The organism is Rhodococcus sp. NPDC060086 (assembly GCF_042730275.1).
Taxonomy (GTDB): domain Bacteria; phylum Actinomycetota; class Actinomycetes; order Mycobacteriales; family Mycobacteriaceae; genus Rhodococcus.
This window is the reverse complement of record NZ_JBHWWZ010000011.1, coordinates 1-17,152: the sequence shown is the minus strand read 5'-3', so window position 1 is coordinate 17,152 and position 17,152 is coordinate 1. Positions and strand designations below refer to the sequence as shown.

Here is a 17,152-nt window from a genome sequence, read left to right as displayed (position 1 = left end):
ACCGCCTTCACCTTTTCTCGTTGTCGCGTTCGGCCTTGTATCGCTTCCATTCGGCGCTCAGTTTCCGGTTGTCGAGCAGCCATCCCATGTAGTCGCGCATGTTCTCGACACGGACATGCGCCGCCGACGCCGGGCCCACCCGCGCGAGCACCTCCTCGGCCAGGGCGCGCTGACTGCGCAGATACTCCTCCTCGATGTCGAGGAAGCCGCCCCAGACATCGTCGGCCATCACGAAATAGTGGGCCCGCTCCCCCACGCGCCGGACCCGCTGCACGAAACCGCGTGCGACGAGCCGGCGAGTGTAGGTCGATACCGAACCGCGGCTCGCGCCCAGCGCGCGGGCAAGTTCGTCGGCGCTGACCCCGCCGGATTCGTCGACGAGCAGATAGCCGGCGATGCGCCCTTCGATCCTCGATGCACCACCTGTCTGCCAGTAGTCGGCGAATCGTTCGACGAACCACGACCGGACGTCGGCGTCCTCCACCCCGCGGGAACTACTCATGGCAGACATTGTCGCAATCCTCGAATGCGAGCGGTTACGCCGATTCTTGACGGTCATCTCACCGGAACCGGAACCGGTTCGACGATCGTCAAACAGCACACCCGAACCCCCGAGGATCGGAGCACGAGTTCAGACATGTGAGCATCGAGCGATGCCCCTGCCTGCCGACAGTCACGTCCACAGCGAATGGTCCTGGGATACCGGCGGTCCGAATTCATTCGCTGCCGGCCGTATGGAACTGATGTGTGAGCGCGCCGTCGCGATCGGCCTTCCGGCAGTGGTCTTCACCGAACACTTCGACTTCGACGATGCATGGCGCACCACACCCGAAGACCTGATGTCCCACCAACAAGAAATGCTCGACCCCGACGGCTATCTGCGGCCACCGCCGCTGGAGGTGGCCGGCTACCACGAGAGCATCGACCGATGCCGTCATCGGTTTCCCGACCTGACGATCCTTGCCGGAGTCGAGTTCGGCCAACCCCACGTGTTCGGGCGTCAGGCATCGATGCTGGTCGACGTGTCCACGCTCGATCGGGTCAACGGGTCTCTTCACACCCTGAAAGTCGGTGACGATCGCTACGAACCCAACACCCTGTTCCGCATGTGGCCTGCCGACGAGGTGATCTGGGCATACCTCGAGGAGATTCCCCGGATGGTCTCCGGATCCGATGAGTTCGAGGTGTTCTGTCACATCGACTACGCCGTCCGTGCGTGGCCGAGTGCCCCAGAAGGCCCGTTCGATCCCCGACGCTTCGAAGAGGGGTTTCGCGCAGCGATGCGGTCACTTGCCGGCAGTGGGCGCGTCTTGGAGATGAATACTCGCAGGTTGTGGCCGTGGATTCCGCAATGGTGGACCGAGGAAGGCGGCCGGGCCATCACCTTCGGTAGCGATGCACACGTGCCGGAGGCATTGGCTGACAGCTTTCCCGAAGCTGTGGCGATGGTGGAACACTTCGGGTTCCGGCCCGGCCGGCGCCCAGAAGACTTCTGGACCCGTTGAGCTGTCCCGCTGTCTCCACGATCCACAATCAGGACTCCCTCAGCGGACCGGATGGTCCTCCGACGAGGAGTGGGACGTCGAGACCGCACGGAACCGTTCGACACCGGGATACAACTCGCCGAGCGATTCGATACCGAATCCGATCGACCGATAGAAGCCCACCGCATCGCAATCTGTCTGGGCTTCGATCACGTCGCCGGGATACTGGGCTTCAACCCAGCGGACCATGGCAGCACCGATACCTCGGCGCTGCCAGTGGCGATCGGTGGCGATATGAAGCAGCTCGACTGTGCGAGGCGTACCCGCGTGACAGAGATACCCGACGACGCCGATCGGAGAATCCCCCGTGAAAATTGCCGCCACGCTTGCTGTTCCAGCACGGTAGCGCGCACAGGTGCGGTCGAGACGCTCCGGATCGGTCCCTCCAACGGCAAGAGCCAGAAGATCCACGACTCCTTCGATTTCGACGGTCACTGGTACAACTACGAATGCCGGCATGGCAGCGACGCTAACAGCGAAAGGGTCCTTCCCTGTGATCGTCGAACAGGACCACCTCAAGGCTCCGATCGGGATAGTTGCCTCCTGGTCGTCGCCATCGGTGGGCCACGCCGCTACGCTGGTTACCGCACGACTGGCGCAGGTGGGCAACCACCGGGGAGTGTGAGCAGAGCAGACATCGACCGCCTGGGTGTCCCTCGATTTCATCGAGAGGACCGACCGTGACTGCACAGATCGTCGATGGCCGCGCTGTAGCGGCAAAGCTTCTGGAAGACGTTGCCCGTGATACTGAGCGGTTCGCCCGCACACACGGGCGTCGGCCCTGTCTGGCTACCGTGCTGGTCGGCGACGATCCCTCCTCCCATACCTATGTTCGTATGAAGCGCAACCGGTGCGCCGAGGTGGGCATAGAGTCGCGATACGTCGAACTCCCGGCTGACACCACCACAGCTGACCTCGTCGCAGAGATCCAATCCTTGTCAGCGGACGCGGCTGTGGACGGGATTCTGCTGCAACATCCGGTCCCTGCCCATATCGACGAACGCGCCGCATTCGAGGCAATCACTCCTGGTAAGGATGTCGATGGCGTCACGATGCACAGCTTCGCCGCAATGGCCTTCAGCAAAAAAGGATTCCACTCCTGCACCCCCGGCGGGATCCTTCGCCTCCTCGACGCCTACGACGTACCACTCGCCGGGCAACGCGCGGTCGTCGTCGGCCGCAGCCCGATCCTCGGAAAGCCAGTCGGCATGCTGCTGCTCGCCCGAGACTCAACCGTCACCTACTGCCACTCTCACACCCGGGACCTGGCTGATCACGTCCGAGGCGCCGACATCGTCATCGCTGCCGTCGGTCGCCCCGAGCTGATCCACGGCGAGTGGATCAAGGATGGTGCAGTCGTCATCGACGCTGGCTACAACCCGGGCAACGTCGGCGACGTCGACTACACCGGCGCGGCCGAGCGAGCCAGGCTCATCACCCCTGTGCCCGGCGGGGTCGGCCCGATGACGATCGCAGTTCTTCTCGAACAGACTCTCGCAGCGGCTAATTCAGTCCACTTCGGCTGACAACACGTTCTGACGCAAACCTCGTTTTGCTCGAGCATCGTCACACACGAATCCTCCGAGAACTGATTGACTGGAGCGCGTGACTGACAGCGAAGGCACGACGTCCGCGCTCCGGACCAGTGTGATTCTCGGTGTGGTGGGCCTGGTGTGCGGGTTGGCTGCCGCTGGAATCCACCTGTGGTGGCCCCCCGATCCAAGATCGACATCGTCTACGACGGTGTGTACGAACCTTTGCGGGATGTGCCGATGTCCTCCGGGTACATCCCGTTGCCCCTTGAGACACCCGAGACCGGACCGTGGCTGTATGTCGCCCTCGTCGTAGTTCCCGCATTGCTCGGGGTGTCGGCCGGTCTTATTGCTCGGTGGTCCGGGTGGGCATTGGCTCGCCGTATGCGTTGAAGCACAAGCAAGATTGTTCGATCGTCCTCGCCAGGTCACAACCGATGACGATCGGTAAATTCCGGTGTTGTCTGGAACGATCGCCCGATGCGTCCTGACGTTCGTTCCGTGCATGACCTCGTATCCAAACATCGATCCGCTTGACGACTTTGAGCGGGAACATATCTCAGATTCCCTGGCCTGGATCGAGGGCACCAACGGCATCTTCCGCCGGATCAAGCCGGCGCTTCCTTCACATCACCTTGTGTCCTACGTGGTCGTGAACCCGGCGAGCATCCTCTGGTTGTGGCGAGACGGGAGACGAGGGAAGAGTTCGGGGTAGAAGCCGACTTCACCATCACTGGAACTGAGCCGGTATTCGTCACTGTCACCGAAACCGTAGGGGCCGACAACAGTCATGTCGATGTCAGCCTTTTGGTACGTGATCGCGGCCCACCGCGACACGCGGTTCATCCTCGATCCCTCTGAATTTCGTGGCGGCCGGTGGTGGACAGCGAGCGAAGTACGAACGAGCGGCCAGGTGACGGGCGGCATCCGTGAACCGGTGGTCGACAAGAATGGGAACGCAACCACTGCAACGTATCTCGGACGCGACGGCGACGTCGTCGGCGAAACCGATCTCGACGAGTTCACGTCCAGACGCACAATCGTGCAGCGCCTCGGAAATCCGGCCGGCGACCGCATCCCAGGCGCAGCGCGCCTGCTCGGCCTCGGGCGACAACGCCCCGAAACCGTGGGTATCAACCAGCTCCGCGATGACCGCACCCGCACCCCACAGATCTTCGACGGCCGGACGCAGCGACCCGTCCGGCCACTTCTCCCCCGCCGCGACGACGGCGACCACGGCGGCCGGATGATGCCGGGCGAGCCATGCCGCGACGGCGTGGAAGTTTCGCAGCGACGCACCGACGCACGTCGACGTCGCCGACTGCAGCGCATACGAGATCGACGACCCGTTCGGTGACGGCAACACCAGCTGCCGAATATCGCGAGCCGATCGAATCGTGCCTGGAGACAGGCTCACCGCACCGGCGGCGGCGTCGTTGCGCCCCACCGCGAGCACGGCGTCGTGTGCAGCGGCATAGGTCGCTGCGGTCTTGTCCCGCCATCGGTACGGCAGGATTTCGATGCCGGCGTCCAGCGCGACGGACAGCGTCGTGGTGAACGACAGGACGTCCACCACGACCGCAACATCCGCGCCCTCGGCGATGGCCGCGGCACCCGACAGCCCCCAGTCGAATCGGATCCGGAAATCGAGTTGCCGGTGCGCAGCGTTCATCCGAGTGCCGGTCATCCGAGCCTCAACGCCGGTGCGCCATCCGCTTGATGATCGTGTCGCCGATCGACTGCATGATCTGCACCATCACGATCAGCACGACCACGGCGACGAGCAGCACCGGAGTATTGAAACGCTGGTAGCCGTAGACGAGCGCGAAGTCGCCGAGGCCCCCCGCCCCGATCACACCGGCCATCGCGGAGTAGCCGACGAGAAGCACCAGTGTCAGCGTCGCACCGGCCACGAGCGCGGTCGTCGCTTCGGGCAGCAATACCTTGCGCACGATCTGAGTGTTCGTCGCTCCCATCGCCTCCGCGGCTTCCACCCGTCCGCGTGGTACTTCCCGCAACGCAGATTCGACGATGCGGGCGAAGAACGGGATCGCACCGATGGTGAGTGGCACGATCGCGGCGGTAGGCCCGATCGCAGTGCCGACGATGAAGCGAGTCACGCCGATCAGGGCGATGAGCAAAATGAGGAACGGCAGCGAACGGAACAGATTGACGATCACGCCGAGCACGCTGTTGATCAGAGGCTGAGGCCACAGCCCCGTCGGACCGGTGATCTGCAGAATGATCCCGACGAGAATTCCGCCGATCAACGTGAGCACGAACGACACCCCGACCATGTAGAGGGTCTCGAGTGTCGCGACCCAAACCTCGGGAAGCACCTCGTACCAGGCGGTCTTGTTCATGCAGATAGCCCCTCGAGCTCGGTGTCGGTCCCCCACGACAAGGTCAGATGCTCACGCTCGTCGACGAATCGGGCGATCCGTGCACGATCGGCTCCGGCGTCGAAGCGCAGACGCAGCCGGCCGACGGTCATGTCGCCGACCTTCTCGACACGGCCACCGACCACCGCGATATCGGTGTCGAGCTCGCGGATCATCTCCGAGAGCCATGTCCCGTGCGCGTCATCACCGATCGCGGTGACGAGCGCGGTGTCGCTGATCGCACCCGCCGACGGGTCGTCGCCCACCGGGACGATCGCGGCACCGAGACCCGACTGTGGATCTGCCACAAGATCTGCGATGCGACCGGTTTCGACGATGCGGCCGGCCTCGAGCCGGGCCGCGGACGTGCAGACCCGCCGCAGTACCCCGAGTTCGTGGGTGATGATCACGACGGTGACACCGAGACGCCGGTTGACCTCCACGACGAGGTCGAGGATCTGGTCGGTCGTGTCGGGATCGAGCGCGCTGGTCGCTTCGTCGCACAGCAAGACATCAGGTTCCGCGGCTAGGGCGCGGGCGATGCCGACGCGTTGCTGCTGTCCGCCGGACAATTGTGACGGATAGGATTTCTCCTTGCCCGCGAGTCCGACGAGGTCGATCAGCGCCTTCGCGCGTGTCCGCCGTTCGGCCTTGCCGACTCCGGCGACTTCGAGGGGAAACTCGATGTTGCCGACCACGGTGCGCGAATGCAGCAGGTTGAACTGCTGGAAGACGGTCCCGATGCGCCGTCGCGCCGACCGGAGTTCCGCGCCCGACAGCTTCGACAGGTCGTCACCGCCGAGCAGGATCCGTCCCGAGGTGGGTTCTTCGAGCAGGTTGAGGCAGCGCAGCAACGTGGACTTGCCCGAGCCGGACGGCCCGACGATCCCGAAGATCTCACCGTCGCCGATCTCGAGGTCGATGCCGCGCAGCGCCGCGACCTCCCCGGCGCCGCCTGCACCGGGGAAGGTCTTGACGAGACTGTCGACGACGATCATCAGCCGGCCGGGTGCACCGGAACCACGGAGCCCGCGTAGGTCTCCTCGATCCAAGCCGCGGTCTCAGGAGATTCGAGTGCCTCGGCAAGCGCGACCACGATCGGGTCGTTCTCGTTCTCCGCGCGGACCACGAAGAGGTTGGAGAACGGATTGTCCGCGACCTCTTCGGTGTAGATCGAATCGTCGGCCGGGGTGAGGCCGGCTTCGAGCGCGTAGTTGGAGTTGATCACGGCCGCGGTGACCTGCGGGTCGTCGAGCTGACGCGCGAGCTGCGGGCGTTCGATCGGGATGAACGTCAGGTTCTTAGGGTTCTGGGTGATGTTCGCCTCGGTGACCACCGAGAGGTCGGCCTCGGCGAACGGCACATCCATCGTGATCAGCCCTGCGGATTCGAGAAGGTACAGCGCACGGGCGTAGTTCGTGGTGTCGCGCGGGATTGCCACCGAGTCGCCGTCGGCGAGCTCGTCGAGCGAGGCGACCTTGTTCGAGTAGAGGCTGATCGGCTCGAGGTGCACGTCGGCGACGGCAACGAGGTTGTCGACTCCGTTCTGTTTCTGCCAGTCCACGAGATACGGCTCGTGCTGGAAGAAGTTCGCGTCGACGTCGCCGGCGGAGAGCAGCTCGTTGGGGTCGATCTCGCCGGTGACCTCACGGATGTCGAGCGTGTAGTCGCCCAGCGCACCGGTGCTCACGACCTGCTCGAGGATTTCGACGTGCGGCGTGGAGGATGCGGAGACGACCAGGGTGTTCTCGTCACCACCCGATGAGCCACAGGCCGCCAGGCCCAGACCGAGGACAACAGCTGCCGATGCGGCGGCGGTGCGGCGCAGGAACATCGTTTCTACCTTCCATGGGTGGAGACCGGTCCGCGGCGCGGTACCGGGTCGAGCCGGAAATGAATCATCTGTCGAAAGAACGAGCCAACTCTGCGTGGTAGCGCTCGGTGACGTTGGGATGTGCCCGCAGTCGCGACTTCAAGGCGTTGAGTCCGTACACAGAATGCAAGGTACCGCCGTGGACGTCGGTGCCCACGCCTTTTGCTGCAGCGGCCAGGTTTGCGGACAGCGGGACGGTGGGCAAGGCCTTGTCGAGTCCGGGGTTGAGGAAGAACGGCAACGACACGCGGTCCGAGCCTGCGGGCGGCGGCAGCACGCGGTGCACAGTGGCCTTGAGGTAGCCGCCGGTCGCCACTTCGAGGAGCTCGCCGATGTTGACGATGAAGTGTCCCGGAAGCGGGTCGATGTCGAGCCACTCGCCGTCACGTTCGACCTGGAATCCGCCGCTGCCGGGTTCGGGGTACAGCAGGGTGAGCGCACCGACGTCCTTGTGGCTGCCGACGCCCTGCCCTGTGACAGTCCTGTCGTGACCCGGGTACCGGGCGATCTTGAGGAGCGGGTCGGGATCGGCGAACGCGTCGTCGAAGAATTCGGCTGGGGCGCCGAGTGATTCGGCCCATGCACGAAGCAGGGTCAGACCGACGTCGCTGGAGCGTGCGATCCATTCCAGCGCCAGGTCGCGGAGCTGCGGCACGTGCGACGGCCACAGGTTCGGCCCGTGCAGCACCTCCCAGGATCGTTCCGGGTCGATGTTCGCTACCGCAGCGCGCTCGGGCCCGATGTCGAGTTGCTCGCGCCAGTCGATATAGCCCTGGGTGCGCTCGCCGCCGACGCGGGTGTATCCCCGGAAGTGGGGTGAGTGCGAGTTCTCGATCTCGAGTTTGTCGGCATCGGGGAGTGCGAAGAACCGGCGTGATGCAGCGATGAGGCGCTGCGCCAGCGTCTCGTCGATGCCGTGTCCGGCGAGGTGGAAGAACCCGATCTCGTGGGTGACGACGCGCAGCCGATCGAGGAGCGCCGCGCGCGTGTCCTTGTCCCGGTCGAGGTCGGCGAGGTCGATGATGGGCAGTGTTGCCGTATCGGACATGGTGGATCCTTTCGAACCGAGTCGCACCGTCGCGAACAGAACGGGTGCGACCACGGGTTTATTCCGACACTCATATCGAACCCGGAGCCGGAACAGGCAGAACTTACGGAAAATTGCTCGTGCAGGGCCTGTCGGAAGTGCAGGGCCTGTCAGAGACAGCGACGACAACAACACGCGGGAGCGACGACGCCCACCATGCGTGTGCTCTCGACCTGCGCGCGATCTTTCCCGGACATGGTGCTCAACGCTAGCCGCGAGAGCCTCCGGAGGGCAAATTGCCCCATTCGTCGGGACGGCACTGCACTATCGAGAATAGGAACGCTGCCCGTCGGACTCCGTCGCGGATCCATGCGAATCCGAGACGGATCGTGGCCACCGCCGCGACAAGAGCGATTCCGAGCTCCTCAGCGCACTCGCGAACAGCAGCATCGAAGACCGACTCACCCCCGCTCGACGTGGCCCGCAGCAGCGTGAGCCCAATGCCCGTCCAAGTAGCCGGTCCCCTCCCCCAACTGGAGCAGGACGTGTTCACGACCGCCACACTCACGACGGAACAGCGCATAGACAGCCGGTACCAGCTGAAAGCGATCGTTCACCGCACACGGTAGCGGGCGACGGCGACACCACACCCCTGCCCAGGGGGCCGGGCTCCGAGGTCGGCGAGAACCTACCGGCGCGCTGCTAGTCGGGGTCAGCGTCCTCGTCGAAGTCACCCAGATGCACGGCCACACCGTGTCCGCCGTCGTCGGCGAGAACGCCGGGCAGCAAGTCCGCCATCCCCTTCGGCCGCACTGTCTCACCGGTGCCAGCCAGTTCGTCCACCGTCCACCAACGGTGACCGTAACGCGCTTCCACGCTGTCGATCTGCATCCGTGCTACCTCTGTGCCCGTGACGCGACCGAGGCGGTACTCCTCGTACTGGTCGAAGTGGTGACCATCGACGCTATAGAGACTCTGCCGAGTCCATACGACCGGCCCCAAACGCGATTCCGGAATTGTCAGCCGGGTTTCCTCCCGGACCTCCCGAATGGCGGCCTGTACATGATCTTCACCTGCTTCGACGCCGCCACCGACCGTGAACCACCATCGCGCGCCCGGTGTACGTGGGTCGCGGCCGCACAACAACAGCAGTCGATCGCAGTCGTCGACGAGAAGAACACGGGAGGTCGAACGCTTCTGCGGTGCCACGGTGGCCAACCATATTCAGTGCGGCCAGCATCGTCACAGGGACTGTCCTTCGACTCACGTCGGACGCCACCGACTCGGGGCATCCAGAAGCGCTGCGGCGCAGGAGCGTTTAATCTGGGCCGCCAGTAGATGGCCGGTAGTCGACATGGAGTGAATGGAGACCGAGTGGACTCGACGCAGGCACACTCCTTCGGTGGGGCGGCATCCGCGTACCGAACCGGGCGACCGTCGTATCCGTCGGACGCGGTGCAATGGATACTGCCGACGAGGGCGGACCGGGTGCTCGATCTCGGTGCCGGATCCGGTCAGCTCACCCGAAGCCTCATCGAGCACATCCCGGACGTCGTCGCCGTAGAGCCATCCGCCGGCATGCGCGAGGAGTTCACACTCGCCCTTCCAGATACTCCGATGCATGCCGGATCTGCAGAACACATCCCACTCGACGACGAGTCCTTCGATGCCGTGCTGGTCGGCCAAGCATGGCATTGGGTCGACCCCGTTCTCGCGGTACCGGAAGTGGCCCGGGTCCTGCGTAGCGGTGGGCAACTCGGCCTGGTCTGGAATATCCGTGATGAGCGCGTGGACTGGGTCGCCGAGCTGGGCGAGATCATGCGCACCGGCGACGAGATCGACATGCGCACCGATAACCCGATCGTTGGCCCGCCGTTCGCCGAACTCGAACGCGCGGAATTCGAATGGACGTTCCGCCTCACCCGCTCGGGATTGCTCGATCTGGTCGCCTCGCGCAGCTACATCATCACGATGGGCTCGGTGTCACGCGCGAAGGTGCTCGCCCGTATCGAGGCGCTCGTCGACAGGCATCCGGCCCTCGCCGGCCGCGACGAGATCGCCTTGCCTTACATCACCCGATGCAGCCGTACCCGGAAAACCACCGTTGCAGGGACACACCCCATCTGACGGCCCAACCTCGTTGCCGACACCGTTTGCGCCGGAAAGGTATTCGCGTCCTGCATAGATGCACAGCCCGGCAGATGTCGTGGTCGGACTGAGCCGAACCGCTACGACCAAAGGAACTGGAGTCCCACCGTGTCAGCCCACCAACCGGGGCCCGTCGAACAGGCATTCAACGACCGCGCAGACGCCTATCACCACAGCAACTGGCATCAGACCTACGCAGAACGGCTCGTGCAGATCGCCGACGTCACCGCGTATACGACGGTGATCGATGCCTGCACCGGTACAGGCATGGCCGCCCGCGCGATCGCCCGCCTCGACCCGACGATCCGCGTAGTCGGAATCGATATCTCCCAGAAGATGCTCGACCGTGCACGCCACGAGACCGCCGAACAATCCCTGACGAATATTCGATTCGTCCATGGCGACGCCACATCTCTCTCCGATGTCATCACAGAAGACGATGTGGACCTGATCGTGTGTTCGGCAGGCCTGCTGTATTTACCGATCACAGAAGCACTGTCGAACTGGTCCTCGGTCCTGAACGCAGGTGGCCGGATTGCGTTCTCGTCGATGGCGACCGGAAACCCACCCGCTGCCGAACTCTTCCGCCGCCTCACCGCCGATAACGACATCATGATCGACGATCCCAGCGCACCACTCGGCACACCCGGTGCGTGCCGCGAACATATCGAACGTGCCGGCCTCCGCATCGTCGAGATACACGAAGAACAGGTGCACTTCACCTCTACCGATCTCGGGAGCCATGGTTGATCGGTTGGCTGCATGCCCCCCGACGAACTTATGGGGAGGACCACCGAGAATCGCGAAAGCGATCACACCCTTACTCGGTGAAGCGCTTTCGCAGCATCGACAATCCCCGGATGATCGAGATCCAACTCCTCCACACGAACCACATCCGGACGCTGCCACGACGCCAGCACCGTCCACACCGGACGATGATAAGACCACCACGACACCGCCTGCCACGCACGATCATGCGTATGCTGATCCGTCTCCGACCAGATCCGATGCCCCCACCCCTGAGTGACCGAAAGGTTCCGGGTCACCACCTGCGTCGGGCGCAATCCCAGTCGCACCAACTGCGCCGGATCATCGAGGTCGAGAACCCTCAGATCGTCCGGTAACTCGAAGACCCCCAACGCGCGGCGTGCACCCGGCACCTGGGGAAACTCGAACATCGACACATCCCAGCGAACCAGATTGCCGAAGGTCTCCCCGCACGCTGCCTCAGCGAAGCGGGAAACGTACCAGACGTGATAATCGGGGTGATCGATACGGCCGCCGCGTTGCGGGCGATGCTCGTACAACGGGTGTCCGGGCTGACCGGCCGCGGCAGAAGGAAGATACGGGAAGACACGGTAGACCAGCACGTCAAGCGGCCCCGCCCCACGTCTCCGCATCCAACACCTCCAACACCGGCGCCGGCCCCGACAACTGCAGCACGTCGATCGGGCGACCACCATCGAGATAGACGTTCGCGCTCTCGAGCCAGATCCGCGCCGCCTCCTCCCCCCACACCAGACGCGCCCGCGCCAGCACATGCTCGAGGTCGATCAGCAACGGCGCCGCACCTGGACCGGGTCGCTCCTCCCCTTTGACCCAGCGAGAGGTCTGCGAACGGTTGACCCCCACGATCGCCGCCAAACCAGCCCCACCGAACTCCTCGGCGAGATACCGCACCCGCTCGGCAGACAACGGATCATCCGCCGCCACACGCCCCGACCCCGCACGACGAACCGCGCGGCCCCCAGAAGAAAGAGGCACATGACCTCGTCCAGTGGCAGACGACTTCTTCTTCGTAGTGGACATGCTCCGATCCTACCCAACTCCCACGTTGGGCAGAATAGGGGCATGTCCATCCGAGCGCCAACAGAAGAAAACGTTCACGGGAAAGCCCTACATGCAGGCAGCCGTCGCGTCCCCGAACGACTGCGTGCGCTCCAACCTCACCACCGCTTTTCACCCGCTCTCTGCTGGGTCCGTCGCACAGTACCGAAGAAGGACAACATCGGTGATCGTGCGACGAACGGGCGAGCGGCGACGCACCCCAGAGTTCGACCGCCCGCGGGATCCTGATTCTGCTGCGCAGCCCGGTGCACACCATTCGACGGCCTCGCAGCCGGGAGGGCCTCGGGAGCGCTCAGACCTCGCCGTTGAGGGTCAGCACGACCAACGGCATAGGCCGATCTATCTTGGACTGGAAATCCGCCAGCAGAGGATTGTTGGCCAGGACCCACCTCGCGAACTCGTCGTAGTCCGCACCCTCGAGCACCTTGCCGGTCGCCCGATAGGTCTTGTCCCGGAGCTCGATAGTGACCTGTTGGTTCGCTTTGATGTTGTACCACCAGGCCGGGTACTTGTCCTCGATGAACGAGCTCACATACATGGTGTCGTCCCGGTACAGAGGCCCCAGCGGAGTCGTGTGCCGCTTGCCGCTCTTGGCTCCCGTGGTGGTGAGCAGGATGAGGTCCCCGTCCGCGTAGGCACCGCCCACCTTGCCCGAGTTCTCCCGGAACTCTTTGATCACATCATCGTTCCAGTTGGCGATGCTGCCCTGTTCGTCCCATGCCTGGTTCCACGGCGCATCAGGATCGTTGTAATCGGTGATGTCGGTCTTATCCGGCTGTCCCGCAGTCGAGTAGGTTTCGCTCATGATCCGAGTGTGTCGTGGATATAGGACAGTTACCGTCCTAAACGCGGTGCCTGACCGACGCGGAATGCAAGTTTGCGTCGACGAGTTCGTTCACGTGCTTGCGCATAGCGGGATGATCGTCTCGCAGTCCGGGGTCGAGTCGTCGACGGCCGGCATCCAACACAATGCGGTGCTGCGCCGAGAACCGGAGAGCCCGAACCGGATCCGAGCATTCTCCCCCTGCTCGCGACACCGCCCAGATGCGTCCCTATGCTGTCACGATCCGACCTCCAGCCGTTCCCGATACACGAGAAGTTGGTGCCCGGGAGCGCTCGAGACACCGAAGGCATGGAAGTCGATTGTCAGTCGAGGTGCCGTTGTTCATCGAGCGTGAGTCGCAAGGTGCGTGCCAGGGCCGCGAGGACCTGTTCGGAAGGGTGTCGCTCCCGCCCCTGCTCCATGCGTCGGTAATAGTCCACGCTGATGTCGGCGTCGATCGCCACCTCGTCGCGCCGAAGACCGGGAACACGTCGACGCCTGACAACGGGAAGGCCGAGCGATTCGGGCCGAACCCTTGCGCGTCGGGTCTGGAGGAATTGTCCCAACTCTGCATGCGGCATGGTCGAATCCTACGGCCGGACGACGATTCGACCCCCTGTGAGGGTGGCCCTGTGACGGCCTCCCTCCCCGACCGTCGGCCACGCAGGCTGGTGATGTGGACACAACACAGAAGACCACCGCTACTGCCCAGATCATCGCCGGAACCCCCCTCGCCGGCAGAATCGCCGTCGTCACCGGAGCCTCCAGCGGGATCGGTGCCGCCACTGCGCAGCGCTTTGCCGAACTCGGCGCTTCGGTCGCTCTCATCGCCCGACGCGGCGACCGTATCGACGCACTCGAAGATCTCATCCGTGCCAACGGCGGTACTGCACTCGCATTACCGACCGACATCACCGACCGCCACGCCGTCCTTGCGACCGCGAAACGGATCGCCAACGAACTCGGCACAGTCGATCTGCTCTTCGCCAACGCAGGCGTGCAGCTCATCTCCGGGATAGGCGACCTCGCCGTGGCAGACTGGGACGCTCAAATCGATCTCAACATCAAAGGCACGATGAACACCATTGCGGCGTTCGTCGGCCCATTGGAAGCAGCCGCCGCGTCCGGAGCACCGGCAGACCTCATCGTCACATCCTCAACCGCCGCCGTCCGGTATCTCGAAGGGTTCCAGGTGTACTCGGCTACCAAGGCGTACCTGACCCAGCTCACCCGACTGCTCCGTATGGAACTCGGCCGAAAGAAGATTCGCGTGTGCGCCATCGAACCGGGCATGGTCGACACTGAGCTCCCCGACCACGTGACCGATCCCTCCGCGAGCAAGCTCATGGCTGACCTCATCGAACAGATCGACGTGCTGCAGTCCGAGGACATCGCCGAAGCCGTTGCATTCATCGCCTCCGTACCCAAGCATGTGAACCTCACCGAAATCCACATTCTCCCCACCGAACAGGCCATCTAGTTCCCACTCACGGTGGAGCCGGGTTCGATGCCCTCCTCGATGTCGTCACGGCCGTGTCGTAGCGGGCGGCATCAGGCGAGCGTACGGGGCACCGGACGATCGCAGCTGTGGATCGCGACGGAGCAGCGCGCTACTGCGAGTCCGTTGTCGTCGAAACGGATCGCTCCCAGGTCTTTGACGACCTCGACGGCACTGGCGTAGCGGATCAGATCCCGCGAGACGATCCACAGTTCTTCGCCGGCAGCCAGGGAGGTCACCCGACATCGGGTCGGCTCCCTCCGGTTCGACGAACGGCCGCAACGGCATCGCATCGGGCTCGTCGATCGGCCGTATCGGCAACACGAGCTTGCTCGAGCCGGTGCACACCGACGGGTGCACCGGTTCGGGCGGCGGCCACATCCAGCGGTGCCGGAGCATCATGCCGTTTCGGTGCGTCAGACTCCCGAAATCATGGAACTGCACAGCGGCACCTGTCGAATCCGGCTCGCCGACAGCGAGGACTGGACTTCCCACCGCTGCCACTACGGCTGAGCACACGCCCCGTTCGAGCCACCACCACTATTGACAACATGCTGTCTTGATGACAGTCTACTGTCATGACTCGGACAGTTCACCTTGCCCTGTACGACACACTCGCCGACTGGGAATACGGATACGCCGTCGCAGGAATCAACAATCCCGAATTCCACAAGAACCCCGGAAGCTTCGCGGTCGCCACGGTCGGCGCGACCCTCGATCCGATCACGACGAGAGGCGGGGTGCGGATCGTTCCGGACCTGATCCTCGACGAACTCCGGCCACACGACAGCGCCCTGTTGATCCTCCCGGGCAACGACATCTGGAGCACCGACGCGTACACCCCGTTCACCGACAAGGCCCGCGAGTTCCTCGATGCAGCCGTCCCGGTCGCGGCAATCTGTGGCGCCACCGGCGCCCTTGCCTCCGCCGGCCTCCTCGACGATCGCGCCCACACGAGTAACGCTGCCGAGTTCCTCGACGAAGTCGGCTACGCAGGCAGCGCCCTGTACTGCGACGAGCCCGCAGTGGCCGACCGAGGCCTGATCACCGCCTCAGGTATCGCGCCCGTCCACTTCGCGCGCGCTATCTTCGACCAGCTCGACGTCTACGAGCCGGAGGTCCTCGACGCGTGGTTCGCACTGTATGCAGACCGTGACCCCTCGGGCTTCTTCCGACTCATGGAGTCATAGCCATGGCCGACCGCCTCCGAACCGATCAGGAACTACTCAGCGGCGTCGCGATCACCTCGTTCCGCCTCAACGGCCAGTTCCTCGCACTGGCCGAAACCCTGACACGACCCGTCGGCCTGACCGCCGCGTGGTGGCAGGTGCTCGGAGCCGTGCTACGCGAGCCGCTCCCCGTCTCCGCGATAGCCCGCGAAATGGGGATCACCAGACAGAGTGTGCAGCGCATCGCGGATCTGCTCGTTGAACGCGGCATGGCCGAATACCGGCCGAACCCTGCGCACCGACGCGCCAAACTCGTGGCACCGACCCAGACCGGACACGACGCCGTGAGCGCGCTGGCTCCCGCACATGCTGCAGCTGCCGCGCGTCTCGTCGAAGTGATGGGCCGAGCGGAACTCGACGCGGCGCTCGACTCCATGCACAGACTCACGGCCGCCCTCGACACACTCACCGAGGACTGATCCTCGTCATCGGCGAGGAGGAAAATGCCGCACGAGCCCTTCCTGCACAACCGTCGCCACCAGTTCACCTTCGAGGGTGAAGTAGCGGCCTGTCGCCATTCCCCGCGATCCCGCGGCGACCGGGGATTCCGTGGCATACAAGTGCCATTCGTCGAATCGCAGTGGACGGTGGAACCAGATCGAATGGTTGACGGTGGCAGCGACGATGCGGTCCAGACCCCACGACAGACCGTGCGTCGTCAGGATCGAATCGAGCACCGTCGTGTCGGAGCCGTAGGCGAGTGTCGCGACATGCAACAACGGCTCGTCGGGGAGGCCGCCGTCGGAGCGCATCCACACCCGGTTGTGGTTCAAGCGCTCCCCGGTGCCTTTGAGCACCCACGCCGGATCGTTCGCGTAGCGCATGTCGATGGGCTTGAGCGCGCCGACGAAGTGCGGTAGCTGCTCTTCGAACCCGCGCAGGCGGTCACCTATCGGTGGAAGTGCTTCCGGCATCGGCACTTCGGGAACCTCGACCGAATGCTCGAGGCCTTTGCCCCACCGTTGGAATGCCACGAGCATGACGCACAGCTCGCGACCATCCTGCACGGCGGTGACCATGCGGTTGGCGAAATCACGGCCGTCACGATGCGACGTGACGTGGTACTCGATCGGCGCGCTGACGTCGCCGCCTCGAATGAAATGGGCGTTGAGGGCATGCACCGGACGGTCCCCCACTGTGCGGCCGGCCGCGATCAACCCCTGGGAAACGAGCTGGCCCCCGAAGGTCCGGGATCCGGTCTGCGCCGGGTGCTGCCCCACGAAGACGTGCTCCTCGGTCTGCTCGAGAT

Annotated in this window: 22 protein-coding genes and 1 riboswitch; of the genes, 8 read left to right on the top strand and 14 right to left on the bottom strand. The window is 64.2% G+C overall.

The features are described 5' to 3' along the window. Positions 1 to 7: 7 nt before the first annotated feature. Entirely contained in the window at positions 8 to 502 is a 495-nt protein-coding gene (locus ACFWB0_RS09340) for a GbsR/MarR family transcriptional regulator (RefSeq protein WP_378490164.1), read from the bottom strand. A gap of 151 nt (positions 503 to 653) precedes the next feature. Between ACFWB0_RS09340 and ACFWB0_RS09335 the strand changes: the two genes are divergently transcribed. Beyond that, positions 654 to 1,505, top strand: coding sequence for a PHP domain-containing protein (locus ACFWB0_RS09335; RefSeq protein WP_378490163.1), 852 nt, complete (start codon positions 654 to 656; stop codon positions 1,503 to 1,505). A 39-nt stretch (positions 1,506 to 1,544) separates the two neighbouring features. On the opposite strand, the gene ACFWB0_RS09330 is transcribed toward ACFWB0_RS09335, so the two are convergent. Continuing rightward, complete coding sequence (locus ACFWB0_RS09330) at positions 1,545 to 1,955, bottom strand: GNAT family N-acetyltransferase (RefSeq protein WP_378490162.1); 411 nt, start codon at positions 1,953 to 1,955, stop codon at positions 1,545 to 1,547. Between the two features lie 167 nt (positions 1,956 to 2,122). Next, a riboswitch (ZMP/ZTP riboswitch) is annotated at positions 2,123 to 2,202 on the top strand. Positions 2,203 to 2,224: 22 nt separating this feature from the next. On the opposite strand from ACFWB0_RS09330, the gene ACFWB0_RS09325 reads away from it, so the two are divergent. Together ACFWB0_RS09325 and ACFWB0_RS09320 are read left to right on the top strand one after the other, a co-directional pair. Further along, the gene (locus tag ACFWB0_RS09325; RefSeq protein WP_378490161.1) at positions 2,225 to 3,070 is read left to right on the top strand and encodes a bifunctional 5,10-methylenetetrahydrofolate dehydrogenase/5,10-methenyltetrahydrofolate cyclohydrolase; all 846 of its coding nucleotides are present in this window, start codon (positions 2,225 to 2,227) and stop codon (positions 3,068 to 3,070) included. Positions 3,071 to 3,250: 180 nt separating this feature from the next. After that, the gene (locus ACFWB0_RS09320) at positions 3,251 to 3,469 is read left to right on the top strand and encodes a hypothetical protein (RefSeq protein ID WP_378490160.1); all 219 of its coding nucleotides are present in this window, start codon (positions 3,251 to 3,253) and stop codon (positions 3,467 to 3,469) included. A gap of 406 nt (positions 3,470 to 3,875) precedes the next feature. Here the strand turns inward: ACFWB0_RS09320 and ACFWB0_RS09315 are convergent, their stop codons facing one another. The 6 genes from ACFWB0_RS09315 to ACFWB0_RS09290 all read right to left on the bottom strand — a co-directional run bounded on the left by ACFWB0_RS09315 (position 3,876) and on the right by ACFWB0_RS09290 (position 9,566). Then, entirely contained in the window at positions 3,876 to 4,748 is an 873-nt protein-coding gene (locus tag ACFWB0_RS09315; RefSeq protein ID WP_378490237.1) for a 2-phosphosulfolactate phosphatase, read from the bottom strand. Positions 4,749 to 4,770: 22 nt separating this feature from the next. Further along, complete coding sequence (locus ACFWB0_RS09310) at positions 4,771 to 5,439, bottom strand: methionine ABC transporter permease (protein WP_378490159.1); 669 nt, start codon at positions 5,437 to 5,439, stop codon at positions 4,771 to 4,773. After that, on the bottom strand, positions 5,436 to 6,509 hold the full coding sequence (locus ACFWB0_RS09305; RefSeq protein WP_378490158.1) for a methionine ABC transporter ATP-binding protein: 1,074 nt from the start codon (positions 6,507 to 6,509) through the stop codon (positions 5,436 to 5,438). Before ACFWB0_RS09305 ends, ACFWB0_RS09310 begins: the two co-directional genes overlap by 4 nt. Next, the gene (locus ACFWB0_RS09300; protein WP_378490157.1) at positions 6,455 to 7,291 is read right to left on the bottom strand and encodes a MetQ/NlpA family ABC transporter substrate-binding protein; all 837 of its coding nucleotides are present in this window, start codon (positions 7,289 to 7,291) and stop codon (positions 6,455 to 6,457) included. The genes ACFWB0_RS09305 and ACFWB0_RS09300 overlap by 55 nt, the downstream gene beginning before the upstream one ends. A gap of 64 nt (positions 7,292 to 7,355) precedes the next feature. After that, a complete protein-coding gene (locus tag ACFWB0_RS09295) occupies positions 7,356 to 8,378 on the bottom strand; it encodes an isopenicillin N synthase family dioxygenase (RefSeq protein WP_378490156.1) in 1,023 nt (340 codons plus the stop codon). Between the two features lie 681 nt (positions 8,379 to 9,059). After that, positions 9,060 to 9,566, bottom strand: coding sequence for an NUDIX hydrolase (locus ACFWB0_RS09290; RefSeq protein WP_378490155.1), 507 nt, complete (start codon positions 9,564 to 9,566; stop codon positions 9,060 to 9,062). A 165-nt stretch (positions 9,567 to 9,731) separates the two neighbouring features. On the opposite strand from ACFWB0_RS09290, the gene ACFWB0_RS09285 reads away from it, so the two are divergent. Together ACFWB0_RS09285 and ACFWB0_RS09280 are read left to right on the top strand one after the other, a co-directional pair. Further along, positions 9,732 to 10,484: a class I SAM-dependent methyltransferase gene (locus ACFWB0_RS09285; protein WP_378490154.1), complete on the top strand. Its 753-nt coding sequence runs from the start codon at positions 9,732 to 9,734 to the stop codon at positions 10,482 to 10,484. 129 nt (positions 10,485 to 10,613) lie between these two features. Further along, positions 10,614 to 11,255 (top strand): class I SAM-dependent methyltransferase, encoded by a 642-nt coding sequence (locus ACFWB0_RS09280; RefSeq protein ID WP_378490153.1) that lies wholly within the window; start codon positions 10,614 to 10,616, stop codon positions 11,253 to 11,255. 62 nt (positions 11,256 to 11,317) lie between these two features. Here the strand turns inward: ACFWB0_RS09280 and ACFWB0_RS09275 are convergent, their stop codons facing one another. From ACFWB0_RS09275 to ACFWB0_RS09260, 4 genes are all read right to left on the bottom strand, one after another. Beyond that, the gene (locus ACFWB0_RS09275; protein WP_378490152.1) at positions 11,318 to 11,905 is read right to left on the bottom strand and encodes an RES domain-containing protein; all 588 of its coding nucleotides are present in this window, start codon (positions 11,903 to 11,905) and stop codon (positions 11,318 to 11,320) included. Next, the gene (locus ACFWB0_RS09270) at positions 11,877 to 12,314 is read right to left on the bottom strand and encodes an antitoxin Xre/MbcA/ParS toxin-binding domain-containing protein (protein ID WP_378490151.1); all 438 of its coding nucleotides are present in this window, start codon (positions 12,312 to 12,314) and stop codon (positions 11,877 to 11,879) included. The genes ACFWB0_RS09275 and ACFWB0_RS09270 overlap by 29 nt, the downstream gene beginning before the upstream one ends. 331 nt (positions 12,315 to 12,645) lie before the next feature. Beyond that, positions 12,646 to 13,158, bottom strand: a complete 513-nt coding sequence (locus ACFWB0_RS09265; protein ID WP_378490150.1) for a nitroreductase/quinone reductase family protein — start codon at positions 13,156 to 13,158, stop codon at positions 12,646 to 12,648. Positions 13,159 to 13,499: 341 nt separating this feature from the next. Further along, positions 13,500 to 13,757: a helix-turn-helix domain-containing protein gene (locus tag ACFWB0_RS09260; protein WP_378490149.1), complete on the bottom strand. Its 258-nt coding sequence runs from the start codon at positions 13,755 to 13,757 to the stop codon at positions 13,500 to 13,502. A 95-nt stretch (positions 13,758 to 13,852) separates the two neighbouring features. Here ACFWB0_RS09260 and ACFWB0_RS09255 point away from each other — a divergent pair, with 95 nt between their 5' ends. Next, a complete protein-coding gene (locus ACFWB0_RS09255; RefSeq protein WP_378490148.1) occupies positions 13,853 to 14,656 on the top strand; it encodes an SDR family oxidoreductase in 804 nt (267 codons plus the stop codon). Between the two features lie 71 nt (positions 14,657 to 14,727). Here ACFWB0_RS09255 and ACFWB0_RS09250 read toward each other — a convergent pair whose 3' ends face one another. Then, positions 14,728 to 14,913 (bottom strand): hypothetical protein, encoded by a 186-nt coding sequence (locus ACFWB0_RS09250; RefSeq protein ID WP_378490147.1) that lies wholly within the window; start codon positions 14,911 to 14,913, stop codon positions 14,728 to 14,730. Positions 14,914 to 15,252: 339 nt separating this feature from the next. Between ACFWB0_RS09250 and ACFWB0_RS09245 the strand changes: the two genes are divergently transcribed. Continuing rightward, on the top strand, positions 15,253 to 15,864 hold the full coding sequence (locus ACFWB0_RS09245) for a DJ-1/PfpI family protein (RefSeq protein ID WP_378490146.1): 612 nt from the start codon (positions 15,253 to 15,255) through the stop codon (positions 15,862 to 15,864). A 2-nt stretch (positions 15,865 to 15,866) separates the two neighbouring features. Beyond that, the gene (locus ACFWB0_RS09240; RefSeq protein WP_378490145.1) at positions 15,867 to 16,322 is read left to right on the top strand and encodes a MarR family winged helix-turn-helix transcriptional regulator; all 456 of its coding nucleotides are present in this window, start codon (positions 15,867 to 15,869) and stop codon (positions 16,320 to 16,322) included. A 6-nt stretch (positions 16,323 to 16,328) separates the two neighbouring features. Here the strand turns inward: ACFWB0_RS09240 and ACFWB0_RS09235 are convergent. Then, positions 16,329 to 17,152: acyl-CoA thioesterase (locus ACFWB0_RS09235; protein ID WP_378490144.1), on the bottom strand; the 824-nt coding region annotated here is incomplete at its 5' end.